Consider the following 19,670-nt stretch of genomic DNA (forward strand, 5'->3'; position numbering starts at 1 on the left):
TCCCGTAGCCCGGATGGAGCGAAGCGCAATCCGGGGCAATCTCTCGTGCGGCGGCAGTTCCCGGATTTCGCTTCGCTCCATCCGGGCTACCGCTCTTTGCTTCGCCTGCTAGCCCTTCGCGGGCAGGTTGGTGCGGATGTGCAGCTCCTTGAGCTGCTTCGGCGTCGCTTCCGACGGTGCGCCCATCAGCAAGTCCATGGCCTGCTGGTTCATCGGGAACAGCGAGATCTCGCGCAGATTGTTGGTGCCGCAGAGCAGCATCACGATGCGGTCGAGGCCGGCCGCCATGCCGCCATGCGGCGGGGCGCCATACTGGAACGCGCGGTACATGCCGCCGAAACGGTCGATGACTTCCTGCTCGCCATAGCCGGCGATCTCGAACGCCTTCACCATCGCTTCCGGCTTGTGGTTGCGGATGCCGCCGGAGGCGATCTCGTAGCCGTTGCAGGCGATGTCGTACTGGAACGCCTTGATGGTCAGCGGGTCCTGCGACGTCAGCGCGTCGAGGCCGCCCTGAGGCATCGAGAACGGGTTGTGCGAGAAGTCGACCTTCTTGTTCTCCTCGTCATACTCGTACATCGGGAAGTCGACGATCCAGGCGAGCTCGAAGCGGTCCTTGTCGATCTGGTTCAGCTCCTCGCCGAGCTTGGTGCGCGCGAGGCCTGCGAACTTCCAGAATTTCTCGGGATCGCCGGCGACGAAGAACGCGGCATCGCCCTCCTTCAGGCCGAGCTGGTCGCGGATCGCTGCCGTCCGTTCAGGACCGATGTTGTTCGCAAGCGGACCCGCGCCCTCGCCGCCCTCGCGCCACATGATGTAACCGAGGCCGGGCTGGCCTTCGCCCTGCGCCCAGGAGTTCATGCGGTCGCAGAACGCGCGGCTACCGCCGCCAGTGCCGGGAATGGCCCAGACCTGGTTCTTCGGGTCTTCCAGCATCCGCGCGAACACCTTGAAGCCGGAGCCGCGGAAGTGTTCGGACACCTCCTGCATCACGATCTTGTTGCGCAGATCGGGCTTGTCGGAGCCGTATTTGCGCACGGCTTCCGCGAACGGAATCCGCGGCCAGTTCTTCGTCACCGGCTTGCCCTTGGCAAAGTCCTCGAACACGCCGGTGATCACGGGCTCCATCGCCGCGAACACGTCGTCCTGCGTGACAAAGCTCATCTCGACGTCGAGCTGATAGAACTCGCCGGGCAGGCGATCGGCGCGCGGGTCCTCGTCGCGGAAGCAGGGTGCGATCTGGAAGTAACGATCGAAGCCCGACATCATCAGGAGCTGCTTGTACTGCTGCGGCGCCTGCGGCAGCGCGTAGAACTTGCCGGGATGGATGCGCGAGGGCACCAGGAAGTCGCGCGCGCCTTCCGGCGAGGATGCCGTCAGGATCGGGGTTTGGAATTCGAAGAAGCCCTGCTCCTTCATCCGCTTGCGCATGGAATCGACCACCGCGCCGCGGGTCATGATGTTCTGGTGCAGCTTGTCGCGACGCAGGTCGAGGAAGCGGTACTTCAGCCTGATGTCCTCAGGATATTCCTGCTCGCCGAACACCGGCAGCGGCAGCTCGGCCGCCGGGCCAAGCACCTCGATCTCCTTGATGTAGATCTCGACCATGCCGGTCGGCAGTTCGGGATTGTCGGTGCCGGCGGGGCGACGGCGGACCTTGCCGTCGATCCGCACCACCCATTCCGAACGGAACTTCTCGACCTCGGCGAACGCCGGCGAGTCCGGATCGGCCACGCACTGGGTGATGCCGTAATGGTCGCGCAGATCGACGAACAGCACGCCGCCATGGTCGCGGACCCGGTGGACCCAGCCTGAGAGCCGGACCGTCTGGTCGATATCGCTCTCACGGAGCGCGCCGCATGTGTGTGACCGGTAGCGATGCATTTTCGTTCCAAAACTGATGTCGGAGGGTCGAATCGCGACAGGGCCAAAATGCCCTGCCCGAAGTTGCGGAGGGTTTACCCGACGAGGCCGGGTGCGGCAACCAATGGAACGACGCCTTTTCGGGCCAAACCGCAGATTTTCCGCACCGGCGGCGCCAATCGTTTGCCTATTCGGCCCGCGGGCCTATCTTCTGGTCATGACCATCCATTTCCCGTTCCAGAACACCTATTCGGCGCTGCCGGCGAACTTTTTCGCCCGCGTCGCGCCGACCCCGGTGGCGTCCCCCCGGCTGATCAAGCTGAACCGGCCGCTCGCGGTCCAGCTCGGGCTGGATCCGGACCTGCTCTCGACGCCCGAAGGCGCCGAAATCCTCGCCGGCAAGCGACTGCCGGACGGCGCCGACCCGATCGCCATGGCCTATGCCGGCCACCAGTTCGGGCACTTTGTTCCCCAGCTCGGCGACGGCCGCGCCATCCTGCTCGGCGAGGTCATCGACACGGACGGCGTCCGCCGCGACATCCAGCTCAAGGGATCAGGCCCCACCCCGTTCTCGCGCCGCGGCGACGGCCGCGCGGCGCTCGGTCCGGTCTTGCGCGAATACATCGTCAGCGAGGCGATGTTTGCGCTGGGTATCCCGACCACCCGCTCGCTCGCCGCGGTCGTGACCGGCGAGCCCGTGATGCGCGAGACCGCGCTGCCGGGCGCGGTGCTGACCCGCGTCGCCTCGAGCCACATCCGCGTCGGCACCTTCCAGTTCTTCGCCGCCCGCGGCGACACCGACGGCGTGCGCGCCCTCGCCGACCATGTCATTGCGAGGCACTATCCCGAGCTCAGTGATGCCGCCCAGCCCTATCACGCGCTGCTCGCCGGTGTCGTGGCCCGGCAGGCCGCGCTGGTCGCGCGCTGGCTCCTGGTCGGCTTCATCCACGGCGTGATGAACACCGACAACACCTCGATCTCGGGCGAGACCATCGACTACGGCCCCTGCGCCTTCCTCGATGCCTACAACCCGGCGCAGGTGTTCTCCTCGATCGACGAGATGGGCCGCTACGCCTACGCCAATCAGCCGCGCATCGCGTTGTGGAATCTGACCCGGCTCGCCGAGTGCCTGCTGCCGCTGTTCGACAGCGAGCAGGAGAAGGCCATCGAGCAGGCGCAGACGATCCTCGGCGAATTCCCGGAAAAATTCACCGCGGCCTATCAGGCCGGGCTGCGCGCCAAGGTCGGCCTGTTCACCGCGCGCGACGGCGATGAGGCACTGATCCAGGACCTGCTCGACGCGATGGCCAAGAACGCGGCCGACTTCACGCTGACCTTCCGTCATCTCGGCGACGCCGCAGCCGATGACGCCGCCGACGTCCGCGCGCAGTTCACCGATCCCGCCGCCTTCGACGAATGGGCCACGCGCTGGCGCACGCGCCTCGCGCTGGAGCCGCAGACACCGGCCGAGCGCAAGGCCGCGATGGGTGCGGTCAACCCGGCGTTCATCCCGCGCAACCACAGGATCGAAGCGGTGATCCAGGCAGCGGTTAACAACGACGACTACGCGCCGTTCGAGGAGCTGCTGACGGTGTTGGCAAAGCCCTATGAAGGCCAGCCGCAGTTCGCGGCCTATGCCGAGCCGCCGCTGCCCGAGCAGATGGTGACGCAGACGTTCTGCGGGACGTGAGGCACCGGCGTCATTGCGAGGAGCGAAGCGACGAAGCAATCCATCTATCCGCGCATGCGGGCCGATGGATTGCTTCGCTTCGCTCGCAATGACGTTGGGAGATTGCCCATCACACCGTCACGACGATCTTCCCGAACTGCGCGTTCGACTCCAGATACCGGTGCGCTTCGACGATCTCCTCGAACGGAAACGTCCGCGCGATGATCGGCTTCAGTGCGCCGTCAGCCAGCCCGTCGAGGATGAACGCCTTCGCCGCGGCAAGCCGCGCGGGATCCTGAACAATCTCGTGCACGCGGTAGCCGCGCAGGATCAGGCTCTTGCTCAGCACGGTGAACAGCGGAAACGGCGTCGGCTCGGGACTGAGCCCGCCATACTCGATCAGGATGCCGCCATGCGCCATCGCCGCTGTCAGCGGCACGAAGATGGGGCCGCCGACGGGATCGAGCACCACGCGGACGCCGTCCGGCCCCGCGACCTGCTCCAGCCTTGATTGCAGATCCTCCTCCGCGGAGGCGATCACATGCGCCGCGCCGGCGTCGCGCAGCGCCTGCGCCTTGGCCGACGTTCGCGTGACCGCGATCGGGATCGCGCCGATGCCATTGGCGATCTGGATCGCGGCGAGCCCGACGCTGCTCGATGCCGCCGTGATGACGACGAACTCCCCGCGGCCAAGCTGCGCAATATCGATCAGGGCGCCATAGGCCGTCAGGTATTGCATCCACACCGCGGCCGCCTCTTTAAACGCCAGCGCCGGCGGATGCTTGACGACGAGCTCGGCCGGGAACGTCGCGAGCTCGGCATAAGCCGGCCATCGCGCCATTGAGATCGGCGGCACGATGCTGACGGCATCCCCCGGCGCGAAATCGCCGACGCCCTCGCCGATCGTTTCGACGAGACCAGCAGCCTCGAGGCCGAGGCCGGACGGCAGCGCCGGTCGCTCGATATAGGTCCCGCTGCGCATCAGGGCCTCGGCGCGGTTCAGTCCGAGCGCCTTGATGCGGATCTGGACCTCGCCGCGCGCGGGCGGCGCGATCGCCACATCCTCGATCCGCAGCACCTCGGGACCGCCAAGCTGGTGAAAACGAACGATACGCGCCATCGGCGACACTCCAAAACAGTTGAATTGAATGGAGCTATGCCAAGGCCAATTCGGCGGATAAATCATCCCGCAGACTGAACAGTCAAAACCGGGAGTTTCGAATGATGGACCGCCTGACCAGCATGGCCGTCTTTCTCAAGGCGGTCGATCTCGGCTCCTTCGCCGCCGCTGCGGAGGCGCTCGAGATGTCCGGCCCGATGGTCGGCAAGCATGTCAGCTTCCTCGAACAGCGGCTCGGCGTTCGCCTGATCCACCGCACCACGCGGCGTCAAAGCCTGACCGAGTTCGGCCACGCCTATTACGAGCGTTGCCGCGCCGTGCTTGCCGAAGCGGACGCCGCCGACGCCATCGCGGCCGACGCGTTGTCCGAGCCGCGCGGGCGGCTGCGGGTGACCATGCCGGCGCTGCTCGGCCGGCACTGCGTGGCGCCGCTGCTGCTCAAGCTGGCGCAGAAATATCCGGCGCTGGAGCTCGATCTTTCGTTCGGCGACCCGGTCGCCGATCTGATGGAGGGCGGCTACGACCTTGCGATCAGGACCGGTGAGCTCAGCGAGCAGGCCAACGTGATCACGCGGCGCATCGCGCGCCAGCGCATGGTGGTGTGCGGCTCGCGCGCCTATCTGAAGGCCCGCGGCCGGCCGCGCACGCTTGACGAACTCGGCCAGCACCAGGCGATCGTCTATCGCCGCCTGGGCCGCGCGCGCCCGTGGTTGTTCCCGCGCGATGGTGCGCCGCCGCGCGAGGTCTGGCCGGCCGGGCGACTCAGGCTCGACGATCTCGAAGCGATCGCCGACGCCGCGGCGCGGGGCATGGGGCTGGCGTGGCTGCCCTCCTGGCTGGTGCGCGAGCGCCTCGAGCGCGGCGCGCTGGTCCAGGTTCTCGGCAACGAAGGGGAACTGCCCTACGACTGCCACGCGCTGTGGCTGCCGACGCCGCGGCTGCCGCCGAAGGTCCGGCTTGCAGTGGACGCGCTCGCCGCCGCGCTGCCGAAGCTCGTGGCGTAGCGCCACGCCCCTGATTTGTTTGCAACGATTTCACGCGCTCATCGTTTGCCGGACAGCGTGGAACGTGCGGCCCCGTTCGATCGAGGTTCCGTTCCGCAGAGATCATGGAGCGCCAGCATGGGCCAGAACGACCTGAAAGCCGACGACCTGAAAACCGCGATCGAGCGCAGCAATCCGAACGGCATCGAGCCGCCATTTTCCGAGGACGATCTGCAGCGCCAGCAGCTCGGGCCGCGCGGCGTGCCGGGAGCGCCGGATCCGGCGAAAATGACTCCGCAGCGCGCGAAGAAGACGCCGACCAATCCCGATCGCGGCGGCCATACCACGTAACGCGCGGAGGAACCGCCTTGGCGATAGCAGAATACCAGACCTGGTTCGAGGACCGCCGTTACGAGCTTGGCGACCGCGGCTATTTCGTCGCCCCGTTCGACGATCTCGTGACCTGGGCACGCTCGGGATCGATGATGTGGATGACGTTCGGGCTCGCCTGCTGTGCGATCGAGCAGATGCAGGTGTCGATGCCGCGCTACGACGTGGAACGCTTCGGTGCCGCTCCGCGCGCTTCGCCGCGGCAGTCGGACGTCATGATCGTCTCGGGGACGCTGTGCAACAAGATGGCCCCCGCCTTGCGCAAGGTCTACGACCAGATGCCGGAACCGCGCTACGTCATCTCGATGGGCTCCTGCGCCAATGGCGGCGGCTATTATCACTACTCGTACTCGGTCGTGCGTGGCTGCGACCGCATCGTGCCGGTGGATGTCTATGTCCCGGGCTGCCCGCCGACCGCGGAGGCGCTGCTGTACGGCATTCTGTTGCTCCAGAAGAAGATTCGCCGCGCCGGCACGATCGAACGATGACCCGATCCGGTGGACGGCGCCTTGAACGGCGCTCGCGCGCCGCGACAAGCGAGAAAGGTTTCAACATGAAGATCACGAGCTTCAAGGACATGTACGTCGCCGAGCTCCAGGAACTGTGCAGCGTCGAAGACCAGCTCGCCGTAGCGCTGGCGCGGATGGCGGAGATCGCCTCGCATCCATCGCTCAAGGATGCGTTCGGCCGCCATCACCGCGAGACCATCGTGCAGGGCGAGCGGCTGAAATCGCTGCTGCGCATGCATGGCGGCGATCCGCTAGAGCACACCGACCAGGCGATGCAGGCGCTGATCCGCGAGACCGCGAAAATGGTTTCGCTGCTGCCCGATGACAATCTTCGCGATGCCGGCCTCCTCGCCTCGGCGCAGAAGCTCGAGCACTACGAGATCGCCGCCTATGGCAGCGCGGCGGCCCTCGCCGGCCAGCTCAATCTGCGCGACGACCAGCGGCTGCTCCACGACAGTCTGGAAGAAGAGCGGCACTGCGACACGCTGCTGACGGCGCTCGCCAAGGGTGAGATCAACCAGGATGCGCTGGTAGCCTAAGGCGCGCATCCGCCCTCATGTGAGCGTTAACTCACCCTCCACCATGCCGGGAGGCTCGCGGCGGTAACCATAAGGCTTAACAGCGCGTCAACGCTCCCCCAACAAGTCTAACTGTTTCTGATGGGGGAGAACGGCCCGTGGACGCATTTGCATTCGAATTTATGGGATTGGCGATGATCGCGCTGTGTCTCGTCGTACTGGCGATGCCTGCGGCGCGCCGGCCGTCGAAGAAGAACATGCGGTACGAGTGAGCCGTCGCGACGGCCACCAGATGTCGGGCGCACGGCACCCGTCGATCTCGCTGTAACCAGATAATATCGCGCTCAGGCGTCACCAAATCACGATATCCTTGCCTTGATGAGTCCTGACGTGGGACGCAAGCCAGGGAATTGACGGCGCTTGAACGAGACCGACGTCCAGCACTCCAACACGACGCCCTCCGCCACGCATTCGCCGCGCGAGGTGCTGCTGATTTTCCTCAAGCTCGGCGCGACCTGCTTCGGCGGTCCGATCGCCCATATCGGCTATTTCCGCGACGAATTCGTCACCCGCCGGCGCTGGCTTGACGAGCAGGCCTATGCGGATCTGGTCGCGCTTTGCCAATTCCTGCCCGGTCCCGCCAGCAGCCAGGTCGGCTTTTCGCTCGGCCTGATGCGCGCAGGCTATCTGGGCGCGCTGGCGGCCTGGACCGGCTTCACGTTGCCGTCGGCGATCGCCCTCGTGCTGTTCGCCTTCGGCGCCGGCGGATTGAGCGGCCCGGCCGGCGCAGGGATTGTGCACGGCCTCAAGCTCGTCGCGGTGGCGATCGTGGCGCAGGCGGTCTGGGGCATGGCGCGCTCGCTCTGCCCCGACCGTGAGCGCGCGTCGATCGCGACAGTGGCGGCGCTCATCATCCTCGCCAGTTCCTCGTCGATCGCGCAGATCGGCGCCATCGTGCTCGGCGCCGTCGCCGGGCTCTGGCTCTGCCGGGCACCACAAGCTGATGGCATCACGCATATCGCGATGCCGGTGTCGCGCCGCGTTGGCGTCGGTGCGCTGATCCTGTTCCTCGCCTTGCTGGTCGGGCTGCCGCTGCTCGCCCGCGCATGGCCCGGCCTCGGCCTGTTCGAGGCCTTCTACCGCTCCGGCGCGCTGGTGTTCGGCGGCGGCCATGTCGTGCTGCCGCTGCTGCGCGAAGCGGTGGTGACACCGGGCTGGATCGGCGACGATGCGTTCCTGACCGGCTACGGCGCCGCGCAGGCCGTGCCGGGCCCGCTGTTCACCTTCGCCGCCTATCTCGGTGCCGTGATCGGCGGCGTGCCGGGCGCGGTCACAGGCCTTATCGGCATCTTCCTGCCGGGAATTCTCGTCCTGCTCGCAGCGCTGCCGTTCTGGGATCAATTCCGCAAGCGGCCGGCGGCGCAGGCGATGATGCGCGGCGTCAATGCGTCCGTGGTCGGCATCCTCGGTGCCGCGCTCTACAATCCGGTGTGGACCAGCAGCGTGCAGCGGCCGCTCGATGTCGGCATCGCGCTGGCCGGCTTTGTCCTGCTCGCGGCCTGGCGAGCCCCGCCGCTCGTCGTGGTCGTGCTCAGCGCGGGCGCCGGCGTCGCCACCGGGCTCCTGCAATCGTGAACAGCCCTCAGCCGTTTCGCCGGCCGGATTAAGGACGCCTTCACGGCTGGCGGCCAAAATACCGGCATATGCCAAATGTTTCTAAACATGCGGATCCGACCCGTGTTCCCGTGCTGGACCTGCTGCGGCTCGCCGCGGTCGGGGCCGTGATCCTGTATCACTACGGCTTCTGGGGCGTGGCATCGCACGACGCGCAAATGGTGGCATTGCCGTATCTCGCCCCGGTCGCCCAGTACGGCTTCCTCGGCGTCCCCGTGTTCTTCGCGATCTCCGGCTTCGTCATCGCCTATTCGGCGGAAGGCCGCACGCCGGTCGGTTTCGCGATCGCGCGGTTCAGCCGGATCTATCCGACCTTCGTCATCTGCATGACGCTGACCTTCCTTGCGACGCTGCTGCTCGGTCACGCCTGGTTTCAGGTGACGTGGGGACAGTGGCTGGCGAACCTGTTCATCGCAGCGCCAATGCTTGGCCAGCCCTACATGGACGATGCCTACTGGTCGCTGGTGATCGAGGTCGTGTTCTACGCCTGGGTCGCGTTGCTGCTGGCCTGGGGCATCTTCCCGCGGCGGATCGACACCATCATCGTGGCGTGGATCGCGATCACCTTCGCCAACGAGCTGACGCTCGACATTCCGCTGTTCGAGAAACTGTTCATGGCCGACGACAGCGGCTTCTTCGCCGTCGGGCTCCTGATCTATGAGCATTACCGCGGACGGCGCGACAGCAGGCTCTACAGCCTGCTGACATTGGCGATGGGGACGGCGACGTTCCAGGCCGTGCACAAGCTGGAGCGGCTCGGCGTCCACACCCATGGCAGCTTCGATCCGCGCGTCGTCACGGCGATCTGCATCGTCTCGCTCGCCATCGTGTTCGCCGCCACCCGCATCAAGTCGGTACCGCTGCCGGACAGCGTCGTCCGGGCGGTGGGCGGCATCACCTACCCGCTCTATCTGCTGCATCTGCAGCTCGGCTACGTGATCCTGCTCCTGATCACTCCAACGCCGGACGCGCCCTCGACCGCACTCGTCGTGACGGGCATGGTCGTGCTGGCGTGGTTCGTCTGGCGCTTTCTCGAAGCTCCCGCGCATTATCGCGTCAAGGACCAGCTCACGATGCTGGCCTCACGGCTCGGCTGGTCGTCGCGGATTCGCGCGAGCGACGGGCGGATTGATCGAGACGACGTCGCCCTGCCGGTCTAGGCCTGGCCGATCGCCAACTAAGCGAGCCAACGCTTGCGCCGCTTGTAGTGCTTTACATCGCGATATGATTTTCGCTTGTCGCCGGCGACGCCAAGATAGAACTCCTTGACGTCCTCGTTTGCGGTGAGCGCGCGCGCTTCGCCATCCATCACCACGCGGCCATTTTCGAGGATATAGCCGTGGCTGGCATATCTGAGCGCCATGTTGGTGTTCTGTTCGGCGAGAAGGAATGAGACGCCTTCCTTGATGTTGAGGTCCCTTACGATTTCGAAGATCTCCTCCACGACCTGCGGCGCAAGGCCCATCGAAGGTTCATCGAGCAGGATCATCTTCGGGCGCGACATCAGCGCGCGGCCGATCACACACATCTGCTGTTCGCCGCCCGATGTATATCCGGCGGTGGAGCCGCGCCGCTCTTTGAGGCGCGGGAAATAGGCGTAGACCCGTTCGAGATCCTGCGCGATGGCCGACTTGCCGTCCCTGCGCGTGAAGGCACCGGTCAGGATATTCTCCTCGACCGTCAGATGAGCGAAGGCACGCCGCCCCTCCATCACCTGAATGCAGCCGCGCCGCACCAGATCGTTTGGCGACAGGGACTTCACCTCGACGCCGTCGAACAGGATCGAGCCCTTGGTGACCGCGCCGCGCTCGGCGTGCAACAGATTGGAGACCGCCTTCAGCGTCGTGGTCTTACCGGCACCATTGGCGCCGAGAAGCGCGACAATGCCGCCCTGCGGGACCTCCAGCGACACGCCCTTCAACACGAGGATGACGTGATCATAGACAACCTCGATGTTGTTGACCGACAAAACCAGCGTCGCTTCCGTCGTCATGGCGACCCCTGCAGTTGACACGCGCAGACCTTCGAACAGCTGCACCTTCCGGGATCCGGGAGCAGGCAAACCTGCCTCCCGGATCGCTCACACGGGGTCAGGTTTCCTTCGCGCAGTCACGCGGCGTGACCTTCTTCTCCGCGGCATACTTCGCGGATACATCGGCGACAAGCGGTTCGATCAGCGATTCGTCGGCCGTGTACCAGTCGGAGATCACTTTCCAACCCTTGCCATCCCACTGCTGGACGCGCCCGTAGCGCGCGCCCTCGTGGTCGGAGCAGGAAATGCTGACCGGCTTCAACATCCCCTCGAAGCCGAGTTCCTTGATGCGTGCATCGGTGAGGATAAGGTTCTCAAGTCCCCAACGGATCTGCTCGCCCGTCAGCGGCTTCTTGCCGAACTTTTCCTGTGCCTTGCGGATCGCCTCCACGCCGAGCATGGCATTCGTGATGCCGCGGTTGTAGAGAACTTCGCCGATCTTGCCAGGCTCGGTTGAACCTTTACCCTTTGCGTAGATGTATTTCTCGATGTCGGCATGGACGGGAAACTTGCCGGCACCATGTTGCAGCATAAGCGCCTTGTAGCCGGCGGCCTGATCACCCGCCGGCGTCACATCCGGCTCCGCGCCCGACCACCAAACACCGATCATCTTGTCGCGCGGATAGGCAACAGCCGCGGCTTCCTTGATCGCCGTACTGTTCATGACGCCCCAGCCCCATACCAGCACGTAGTCCGGCCGGTGCTGGCGGATCGCCAGCCATTGGGACTTCTGCTCGACACCGGGGTGCGTGACTGGGATCGGCGTGAACTCGAAGCCGTACTTCTGCGCCAACACCTGCAGCATCGGAATCGGCTCCTTGCCATAGGGGCTATCGTGGTACAGCAGCGAAATCTTCTTGCCTTTCAGCTTGTCGAGCCCGCCAAGTTCCTTGGCGACATGCTGGATCGCAATGTCGGCCGCGGACCAGTAAGTGCCGAGCAACGGAAAGTTGTATGCGAACACCGCACCGTTCTTGGAATCGGCACGGCCGTAGCCCATCGTGACGATCGGGATCTTGTCGGTCGCGGTCTTTTCGGTCAGTGCGAAGGTGATGCCGGTCGACAGCGGATTGATAAATGCTGCCCCGGTCGGCCCCTTGCTCTTGAGGCGCTCGTAGCACTCCACGCCCTTGTCGGTCGCGTAAGCGGTTTCGCATTCCTCGAACAGAATCTTGACGCCGTTGATGCCGCCGTCACGTTCATTGATCAGGTTGTAGTAATCCACGACGCCGTTCGCGTAGGGCGCGCCGTTCACGGCGTACGGTCCGGTCCGGTAGGAAAGAATTGGGATGAACTGCTCGTTTTGCGCTGCGGCCGGCGTGCAAACGACCGCGCCAGACAGGACGGCCGCCAGTATCAATACGTTGCGTGCAATACTTGCCATGTTGATGTCCTCCTCCTTGAAGTTCCGCGGTGCAATTTCCTTCCTTCAATTTGCAGCGGCCGCCACCCGCGTTGCGATCGAGGCGCCGATCGCTCGTTCAATAGGGAAACGGCCAAAGTCTGAGCTTCTCCTTGCCGATCGATATCAGCCGGGCGAAACCGTGGGGTTCCTTGATGAGAAGATAACAGATCAGCGATCCGAAGATGATGAACTGGAGGTGCGTGATCGTTTGCGTGGACAGCGGCAGGCCGAGTTCGGTTGGAAGCACATTCAGCATGATCGGCGCGATCAGGATGAAAGCGGCTCCGATGAACGACCCCATGATCGATCCGAGCCCGCCAATGATGACCATGAACAGAAGCTCCAGCGAGCGGTCGATCGAGAACGCAAGCGGCTCCCATGAGCCGAGGTAGACGAACGCCCACAGCGCCCCCGCCACTCCAATGATGAAGGAAGAGACCGCGAAAGCTGTGAGTTTCGCGTAGAGCGGCCGGATGCCGATCAGCTCGGCGGCGATATCCATGTCGCGGATCGCCATCCACTGCCGGCCGAGATTGCCGCGAACGAGATTCTTCGCCAACATTGCCAGCAAGGTCACGAAGACGAGGCACAGCAGGTAGCGCTCGACCGGCGTGCGAACGACCAGACCGAAGAAGACCAGTTCCGGCGCATTCACCGATCCCGACGGTGCATAGTTGGTGAACCACGGGAGCCGCAGGAACGCCCAATCGAAGAAGAACTGCGCGGCAAGCGTTGCAACCGCCAGATAGAGGCCCTTGATCCGCAGACTGGGAATACCGAACAGGATTCCGGCAGCCGCCGACATGAGCCCGCCAAGCAGAATGGATGCCAGCACGGGCAACGGCGGGATCGAGATCGCAAAGCCAAGCGCGGCGAACGGGATGTGAACGCCGGTCGCCAGCTTGTAGGCGGAATATGCGCCGATGGCCATGAATGCGCCACTGCCGAGCGAGATCTGTCCGCAATAGCCGACGAGAATATTGGTCCCGATGGCGGCGAGCGCCAGGATAAGGAAAGGCAGCAAGATCGCCCACAGCAGATAGTCGCTGCCGAACGGCCAGATGCGGAAGGTAGCCAGCAGCGGCACGCCGATGAAAGCGATCCCGAGCAGGACAGCGAGCGCAATACGATCCTGACGAATCGGGAAGATCGCGATGTCCTCCGCGTAGGTCGTCTTGAACTGGCCGGTTTCGCGATAGAGCACCAACGACCTCCCTGCCTCAGATGCGTTCGATGATCCGCTCGCCGAACAGACCCTGTGGCCGCACAAGCAGCACCGCCAATGCCAGCACATAGGCAAACCAGTATTCGATACCGCCGCCGATGGATGGCCCCAGATACACCTCTGCAATCTTCTCCCCTGCCCCCACAATGAGCCCGCCGACGATGGCTCCCGGAATGGAGGTGAGGCCTCCGATGATCAAAACCGGCAGGGCCTTCAGCGCAAGGAAGGTGATGGAGAACTGCACGCCAAGCTTGGTTCCCCATACTGTCGCCGCGACCAGCGCAACGAGACCGGCAGCGAGCCAGACCACGAACCAAATCCAACTGATCGGAATCCCGACCGAGTGCGCGGCAAGATGGTCATCGGCCACGGCCCTGAGTGCGCGACCGGTCTTGGTACGCTGAAAGAAGAGCGCGAGGCCGGCGACCAGGATGCCAGCGATCAACGCGCCCCAGACATCCAGCTTGTTGACCAGAATCCCGCCCGGGAAGAGCCCTTCGAACAAGAACCAGGCGTCGGTCGGGAACAGTTGCAGGGGGTAGACGTCCGATCCGAAGATCATCTCCGCCACGCCCTCGATGACGAACGTCACGCCGATCGTGGACATGAACAGCGTGAGGGCGTCCTGGTTGACGAGAGGTCCGACCACGAACCGCTCGATGAGCCAGGCCGTTGCCGCCATGATCACGGCGGCAAAGCCGATGCCGAGCACGACCGCGACCCAAAGCGGAAAGCCGTTGGCGACCAGGAGATCGAGGGCGCGAACCAGCGCCAGCCCAGCGAGCAATACCATCGCTCCTTGCGCATAATTGAACACCCCGGATGCCTTGAAGATCAGCACGAAGCCGAGCGCGACCAGCGAATAGAGGACGCCGGACATCAATCCGCCGATCAGGACTTCGAGAAACTGCCCAAAAGCGATCAAGAGCGCTCCTCAGTGTACAATGCCAAGATAGGCGTCGATGACGGTCTGACTTCGCTTCACCTCGTCAGGCGTGCCGTCGGCGATCTTCACGCCGTGATCAAGCACCGCCACGCGATCCGATAGATCCATGACCACGGCCATATCGTGCTCGATCAGGGCGATGGTCGTGCCGAAATGATTGTTCACATCCATGATGAACCGCGACATGTCCTCCTTCTCCTCGAGGTTCATGCCCGCCATCGGCTCGTCGAGGAGAAGGAGATCGGGCTCCATCGCAAGAGCGCGACCAAGCTCGACACGCTTCTGCAAACCATACGGCAAACGCCCAACCGGGACCTTGCGGATTGCCTCGATCTCGAGGAAGTCGATGATCTCCTCAACCTTGCGCCGATGCTCGACCTCCTCCGCGAGAGCAGGGCCAAAGCGCAGCAGCTGCCAGAACACGCCGCAGCGCACCTTCAAGGTGCGGCCTGCCATGATGTTGTCGAGCGCGCTCATGCCCTTGAACAGGGCGACATTTTGAAAGGTACGCGCGATGCCGCCGCGTGCTGCCTCGAAAGGCTGCATTTTGGCCCGGGTGCGCCCCTTGAAGGTGATCGCGCCATGATTTGGACGATAGAACCCGTTGATGACGTTCAGCATCGAAGTTTTTCCGGCGCCGTTGGGGCCGATGATGGCCCGAATCTCGCCTTTCCTGATGTTGAACGAAACGTCCCTCAGCGCCTTGACGCCTCCGAAGGAGAGCGCCACGCGCTCGACCTGAAGCAGGATGTCGTCGGCGTCCGGCGCTCTCATGCTGCTCTCCCCAGAGGTTCCCCCGAACCAATGGCCTGCATGTCGCAAATCCTGACCTGTGCCGCGATCGTGCCCTTCCGGCCATCCTCAAACGTGACGTCCGTGGAAATGTCGGCGTCCCGCGCCCCGTTGTAGAGCGCCGTCACCAACGGCGCATAGCGTTCGGCAATGAAGCGGCGGCGCACCTTCTGCGTGCGGGTCAGTTCGCCGTCATCGGCGTCGAGTTCCTTGTGCAGAATGAGAAAACGGCGAATCTGGGCGCCCGCAAGCACCTTTTCCCCGGCCAGCGAGCGGTTCACCGCGGCAACGTCTTTTGCGACCATGTCGTAGACCAGCGGATGCCCGGCAAGCTCCTGATAGGATCCGTAGGCGACGTTGTTTCGTTCCGCCCAATTCGCAACGGCAACCGGGTCGATGTTGAGCATGGCGCAAACGAACTCTCGCGAGTCACCGAACGCGATCGCTTCCTTGATATTGGGATAGAACTTCAGCTTGTTCTCAAGGTACTTCGGAGAAAACATCGTGCCGTCAACCAGCCGACCGACGTCCTTCGCGCGATCGATGATCTTCAGATGCCCGGTCTGCTCGTCAAAAAAGCCCGCATCGCCGGTCCTGACGTATCCGTCGGACGTCATGGCTTCCGCGGTCTTTGCCTGATCCTTGAAATATCCGAGGAACATGCCGGGCGAGCGAAACTGCACTTCGCCCGATTCCGCGATGCGGATGTCAACGTTGGGCGCGGCCGGGCCAACCGTATCCGAGTAGATCTCGCCATCAGGCTGGCACGTTACATAAAGGAACGCCTCGGTCTGACCGTAGAGTTGTTTCAGATTTAATCCGATCGAGCGGTACAACGCGAACAGATCCGGACCGATGGCTTCGCCTCCGGTGTAGGCGACCCGCACCAGAGACAGGCCGAGCACGTTCTTGAGAGGCTCGTAGACCAGCCAGCGCCCGAGCGCATAAAGCAACCGGCCCGACAGCGGTACCGGACGTCCCGTCAAGACTTGTTCGCCATACCGGCGTGCGACGTCCAGGAAGTAATCGAACAATCGCCGCTTGAGCGGCGCGGCGTCCTCCATGCGGACCATCAGCCGTGTCAGCATGGCCTCAAAACCGCGCGGCGGGGCCAGGTAGAAGGTTGGTCCTATTTCACGCCGATCCTGTTCGATCGTGTCGCTGCTCTCGGGACACGCCATGCAGAATCCGGCCACGAGGCCTTGCACATAGCTGACGTAATGATCGCCCGCCCAGGCCAGCGGCAGATAAGCGAACACCACGTCCTTGTCGGTCAGCTTGTCGAACCGCGTGGTGTCGGTTGCAGCATCGATGCAGCCGCCCGCCGACAGCATGACACCCTTCGGCGCTCCGGTCGTTCCCGAGGTGTAGAGGATGACCGCAATGTCTGAACCGTTCCCAGCCTGAACGTATTCATCAATCCGTTGACCAAGCGCCACGTCGGCCGCAAGCGCGGCGCGGCCGTCCGCAACGATATCGTCGATTGCGATCACTCCACTGCGCTCGTAGCCGTCGAGGCCACGCGGCTCGTCGTAGACGATCTTGTTGAGTTGCGGCAGCCGGTCGGACACGGACAAGACCTTGTCGACCTGTTCCTGGTCCTGCGCTGCGACGAGCTTCGTCTCGGCGTGAGCGAGCACAAAGGCAAGCTCATCCGCCACGGCATCCGAGTAGACCGGAACGGGAATGGCGCGCAGCATCTGCGCTGCCATCATGGTCCAGTAAAGCTTCGGACGATTTGAGCCAACAATGGCGATCGTGTCGCCTTGTCGCAAGCCAAGGCGATCCAGGCCGGCGGCGTAAGCACGCACGATCTCTGCAACTTGAGCCCAGGTCCAGCTTTGCCAGATGCCGAGATTCTTGTGCCGAAACGCTGGGCGCGCGCCAAGCTGCGCGCCGTTTCGCAGCAGCAATTTGGGGAACGTGTCAAACGGTCCGCCGCCAGCCATGTCGGTCTCGGTCCCAAAAACCGGCGCGTTGGTTCGCTCCTGTTATGGTGATGCTTGCCCTTTTTGGGCAACAGCCGTGCGAGTGCCGCATGTTCCAGCTTACAACGGATCAGAAGTCCCACAAGTACCGTATTGATAGATCGCACTTCTCCGCTGTGCGGCCGGGCGCCTCATCGCGCGCAACACGTCGGGGCTGGCGCCCGCGTTAGGGATCGTGCGCGCGCCCGGATGGGGCTGACTAAAAGCCGGTCCCGAAATCGGTTGCAGTGCGAAGCGGCTGGTCGGCTCCTGCAAGGGGTAGTCCCAATGAGTTGCAGGCCGCACGGTTTGGCAATTCACTTCTCACTGGCAAAAGCCTCTCTGTTGGGAGCGCTGGACAGCGGCCTCCAATCACTCAGTTGCCCGACGGCGCAAGCCCCCGCAGCAGAGATATTTCTATTTATCCGAATCACCAAATCAGTGTACACCCGACATGAGGGGCGCTTCGCGGTCGTCACGAACGTGGGTCGAGATGCGGTGGACTTCGAGCGTGGTACTGGCGAGAGCACGCAAGGCGGACTGTGAAGTCGTGCAGGCCTGACGCCTATCTTCGTCCTGGCGAAAGCCAGGACCCGTTACCCCCAATGCCAATTGCCGCGCGAGGCCGGGGCCGCGATCGCTCGATCAACAGATTCCAGTGGTTATGGCCCCCCGCGTTCAGCCGGCTTTCGCCAGGACCACGGACGAATTCGCGGCGCGACCGGGCCGAAAACCCCCTCGAATCACGCCCGATCAATCCAAAAATGCCCCGTCCCTCACCCCATGCAGGGCCAAAATCCCTGCAAGACCCTTGACATAGCTGCCCTTTCGGCAGAACGCGTGTGGTCAAGCCGTCATGGACATTTCATGGATCTGATTAGCACGACCTCCGACCTCGCCGCCGCCTGTGATCGGCTCGCCAAACACAAGGTCATCACCGTCGACACCGAGTTCCTGCGGGAGACGACCTACTATCCCCTGCTCTGCGTTGTGCAGATGGCAAGTGCGGACGAAGCCGTCGTTGTCGACGCGCTGGCGCCCGGCATCGACCTCAAGCCGTTCTTCGAATTGATGTCGAACGAGGCCGTGCTGAAGGTTTTCCACGCCGCGCGGCAGGACATCGAAATCGTCTGGCACCTCTCCGGCACGATCCCGCATCCGATCTTCGACACCCAGGTCGCGGCCATGGTGCTCGGCTATGGCGACAGCATCGCCTATGACCAGCTGGTCGATCGCGTCACCGGCCATCGCCCCGACAAGACCCATCGCTTCACCGACTGGTCGCGCCGCCCGCTGACCGACGAGCAGCTGCATTACGCGGTCTCCGACGTCACGCATCTGCGCGAGGTGTTCGCCGCGCTCGATGCCGATTTGCGGAAGCGCGACCGCAGCGACTGGGTCAGCGAGGAGATGGAGATCCTGACCTCGCCGAAGACCTACGACTTCCATCCCGAGCGCGCCTGGGAACGGCTCAAGACCCGCGTCCGCAAGCCGCGCGAGCTCGCGGTGCTGATCGAGGTCGCCGCCTGGCGCGAGCAGGAGGCGCAAAGCCGCGACGTGCCGCGCTCGCGCGTGCTCAAGGACGATGCGGTCGGCGATATCGCCACCCATGCGCCGAACTCGCTGGAGAAGCTCGGCAACCTGCGGTCGCTGCCGAAGGGTTTCGAGCGCTCGAAATGGGGCGCCGACATCATTGCCGCCGTGCAGCGCGGGCTGGCCCGCGACCAGGCGACGCTGCCCAAGCTGGAAAAGCCCAGAAACAATTCCAACGGTGCGGCGACCGTCGAGCTGCTCAAGGTGCTGCTTCGCATGACCTCGGAGCGCCACGGCGTCGCCAGCAAGGTGATCGCCACCGTCGACGACCTCGAGCAGATCGCGGCCAGCGATCAGGCCGAGGTCGGCGCCCTGCACGGCTGGCGGCGCGAATTGTTCGGCGAAGCGGCACTCAAGCTCAAGCACGGCCAGGTCGCGCTCGCGATCGACAAGGGCCGCGTGGTGCGGGTCGATCGGGGCTAGCGCACCAGGTTCCATCCGACCGTCGGCCATTGGCCGAGCGCCTTTGGCCTGTCATTCGACCGGCACAGGCTGAGGTTGCGTCACGCAAAACCACCGCGCTTGCTAACGCGCAATTTTCGTGTTGCAATCCCTTCACAATCGGATTGCGGCCGTTCGACTGTGCGTTTCACGACGTTTCTATCCAAGGCTTCGAGAGGCGAAAACTTCGGACTTGAAGACTTTGGATCTGAAGACCCGGGAATTGAACAGACAGCGGAAAGCCCGCTTGTGGCGTGGCACGTGGAAAACGTGGCCGCGTCTTTTTTATGTCTAGACTGGGAGAGAGACGATGCCGAAGGGTACCGTCAAATGGTTCAACCCGACCAAAGGTTATGGGTTCATCAAGCCGGCCGTCGGTGACAAGGATGTGTTCGTCCACATCTCGGCGGTCGAACGCGCAGGCCTCAGCACACTGAACGAGAACCAGACCGTCGAGTACGAGCTGGTGGAGAACCGCGGCAAGGCGTCGGCAGAGAACCTCAAGGTTCACTGATCGACGCTGCTAGCGGAATTCATCCCGAT

General features: G+C 63.9%; 16 protein-coding genes and 1 pseudogene. 9 read left to right on the forward strand and 8 right to left on the reverse strand.

Translation table 11 applies throughout. The features are described from left to right. Nucleotides 1-108: 108 nt before the first annotated feature. Nucleotides 109-1,884: an aspartate--tRNA ligase gene (gene aspS, locus FBZ93_RS01875; RefSeq protein ID WP_146984295.1), complete on the reverse strand. Its 1,776-nt coding sequence runs from the start codon at nucleotides 1,882-1,884 to the stop codon at nucleotides 109-111. Nucleotides 1,885-2,080: 196 nt separating this feature from the next. On the opposite strand from aspS, the gene FBZ93_RS01880 reads away from it, so the two are divergent. Further along, complete coding sequence (locus tag FBZ93_RS01880) at nucleotides 2,081-3,553, forward strand: protein adenylyltransferase SelO (RefSeq protein WP_146984296.1); 1,473 nt, start codon at nucleotides 2,081-2,083, stop codon at nucleotides 3,551-3,553. Between the two features lie 109 nt (nucleotides 3,554-3,662). Here the strand turns inward: FBZ93_RS01880 and FBZ93_RS01885 are convergent, their stop codons facing one another. Continuing rightward, nucleotides 3,663-4,652 (reverse strand): zinc-dependent alcohol dehydrogenase family protein, encoded by a 990-nt coding sequence (locus FBZ93_RS01885; RefSeq protein WP_146984297.1) that lies wholly within the window; start codon nucleotides 4,650-4,652, stop codon nucleotides 3,663-3,665. Nucleotides 4,653-4,756: 104 nt separating this feature from the next. Here FBZ93_RS01885 and FBZ93_RS01890 point away from each other — a divergent pair, with 104 nt between their 5' ends. The 6 genes and pseudogenes from FBZ93_RS01890 to FBZ93_RS01915 all read left to right on the forward strand — a co-directional run bounded on the left by FBZ93_RS01890 (nucleotide 4,757) and on the right by FBZ93_RS01915 (nucleotide 9,886). After that, nucleotides 4,757-5,656 carry a LysR family transcriptional regulator gene (locus tag FBZ93_RS01890; protein WP_146984709.1) on the forward strand — a complete coding sequence of 300 codons (900 nt, stop codon included), beginning with the start codon at nucleotides 4,757-4,759 and terminating at the stop codon, nucleotides 5,654-5,656. Between the two features lie 117 nt (nucleotides 5,657-5,773). Then, entirely contained in the window at nucleotides 5,774-5,986 is a 213-nt protein-coding gene (locus FBZ93_RS01895; RefSeq protein ID WP_146984298.1) for a hypothetical protein, read from the forward strand. Nucleotides 5,987-6,039: 53 nt separating this feature from the next. Further along, nucleotides 6,040-6,513, forward strand: a pseudogene (locus FBZ93_RS01900) (NuoB/complex I 20 kDa subunit family protein); the annotation flags it as partial. A gap of 65 nt (nucleotides 6,514-6,578) precedes the next feature. Then, nucleotides 6,579-7,073 (forward strand): ferritin-like domain-containing protein, encoded by a 495-nt coding sequence (locus FBZ93_RS01905; protein WP_146984299.1) that lies wholly within the window; start codon nucleotides 6,579-6,581, stop codon nucleotides 7,071-7,073. 399 nt (nucleotides 7,074-7,472) lie between these two features. Beyond that, the gene (gene chrA, locus FBZ93_RS01910) at nucleotides 7,473-8,687 is read left to right on the forward strand and encodes a chromate efflux transporter (RefSeq protein WP_146984300.1); all 1,215 of its coding nucleotides are present in this window, start codon (nucleotides 7,473-7,475) and stop codon (nucleotides 8,685-8,687) included. Nucleotides 8,688-8,755: 68 nt separating this feature from the next. Continuing rightward, nucleotides 8,756-9,886 carry an acyltransferase family protein gene (locus tag FBZ93_RS01915; RefSeq protein WP_246667326.1) on the forward strand — a complete coding sequence of 377 codons (1,131 nt, stop codon included), beginning with the start codon at nucleotides 8,756-8,758 and terminating at the stop codon, nucleotides 9,884-9,886. Between the two features lie 17 nt (nucleotides 9,887-9,903). Here the strand turns inward: FBZ93_RS01915 and FBZ93_RS01920 are convergent, their stop codons facing one another. From FBZ93_RS01920 to FBZ93_RS01945, 6 genes are all read right to left on the reverse strand, one after another. Next, complete coding sequence (locus tag FBZ93_RS01920; RefSeq protein ID WP_146984301.1) at nucleotides 9,904-10,719, reverse strand: ABC transporter ATP-binding protein; 816 nt, start codon at nucleotides 10,717-10,719, stop codon at nucleotides 9,904-9,906. Nucleotides 10,720-10,816: 97 nt separating this feature from the next. After that, nucleotides 10,817-12,142: an ABC transporter substrate-binding protein gene (locus FBZ93_RS01925; protein WP_146984302.1), complete on the reverse strand. Its 1,326-nt coding sequence runs from the start codon at nucleotides 12,140-12,142 to the stop codon at nucleotides 10,817-10,819. A 97-nt stretch (nucleotides 12,143-12,239) separates the two neighbouring features. After that, nucleotides 12,240-13,367, reverse strand: a complete 1,128-nt coding sequence (locus FBZ93_RS01930) for a branched-chain amino acid ABC transporter permease (RefSeq protein ID WP_146984303.1) — start codon at nucleotides 13,365-13,367, stop codon at nucleotides 12,240-12,242. A 16-nt stretch (nucleotides 13,368-13,383) separates the two neighbouring features. Next, nucleotides 13,384-14,313 (reverse strand): branched-chain amino acid ABC transporter permease, encoded by a 930-nt coding sequence (locus FBZ93_RS01935; protein WP_283810805.1) that lies wholly within the window; start codon nucleotides 14,311-14,313, stop codon nucleotides 13,384-13,386. A 9-nt stretch (nucleotides 14,314-14,322) separates the two neighbouring features. After that, nucleotides 14,323-15,108 (reverse strand): ABC transporter ATP-binding protein, encoded by a 786-nt coding sequence (locus tag FBZ93_RS01940; RefSeq protein ID WP_146984712.1) that lies wholly within the window; start codon nucleotides 15,106-15,108, stop codon nucleotides 14,323-14,325. Next, the gene (locus FBZ93_RS01945) at nucleotides 15,105-17,075 is read right to left on the reverse strand and encodes an AMP-binding protein (RefSeq protein ID WP_146984304.1); all 1,971 of its coding nucleotides are present in this window, start codon (nucleotides 17,073-17,075) and stop codon (nucleotides 15,105-15,107) included. Before FBZ93_RS01945 ends, FBZ93_RS01940 begins: the two co-directional genes overlap by 4 nt. An 885-nt stretch (nucleotides 17,076-17,960) precedes the next feature. Here FBZ93_RS01945 and rnd point away from each other — a divergent pair. Both rnd and FBZ93_RS01955 read left to right on the forward strand, forming a co-directional pair. Further along, nucleotides 17,961-19,109: a ribonuclease D gene (rnd, locus tag FBZ93_RS01950; protein WP_146984305.1), complete on the forward strand. Its 1,149-nt coding sequence runs from the start codon at nucleotides 17,961-17,963 to the stop codon at nucleotides 19,107-19,109. Nucleotides 19,110-19,437: 328 nt separating this feature from the next. Continuing rightward, entirely contained in the window at nucleotides 19,438-19,641 is a 204-nt protein-coding gene (locus FBZ93_RS01955; protein ID WP_021079877.1) for a cold-shock protein, read from the forward strand. Nucleotides 19,642-19,670: the final 29 nt, after the last annotated feature.

The organism is Bradyrhizobium macuxiense (assembly GCF_007993935.1).
GTDB lineage: Bacteria > Pseudomonadota > Alphaproteobacteria > Rhizobiales > Xanthobacteraceae > Bradyrhizobium > Bradyrhizobium macuxiense_A.